The organism is Mesorhizobium sp. Arg314 (assembly GCF_053714275.1).
On the sequence record NZ_JBSKBP010000286.1, the window covers coordinates 1 to 366 of the forward strand.

The 366-nt window shown below is 69.1% G+C and carries 1 protein-coding gene; it reads left to right on the forward strand.

The genetic code is table 11. From position 1 onward, the window contains the following. Nucleotides 1-124: 124 nt before the first annotated feature. A partial coding sequence (locus ACWGS9_RS35520) for a hypothetical protein (protein WP_454509521.1) occupies nucleotides 125-366 on the forward strand: 242 nt, incomplete at its 3' end.

Genomic DNA, 366 nt, shown 5'->3' on the forward strand with positions numbered 1-366 from the left:
GCCAGGCGATAGCGCTCCTGGGGTTCCCGCCGAGGGGAGGGCATCGGCCGACGCGCCATTGCAGGGCGAGCCGTCGGTTCCGGGATTGACGCGCCTCACGCCGCCGCTCCCCGACCCGATGGACATGGATAGCACGATCGGATTGACGGTGGACGACCACTTTCCGGCGTCGGCCGTAGACCGAGGCGGCGGGACGTATCCGCAAGCCCGTGAGCATCTGTCAGTGCAGGTGCTTGGGGAGCAGGAGCATGTTTCGCGGCCGGCCGTGCCGATGGAAGCGGTTGCCGGCCTGACGGCAGAGCAACCGGCGGTCCAGCCCGAGACCATGAGGCGCGACGGAGAGCCTGGCAAACGCAAGGCCACCGA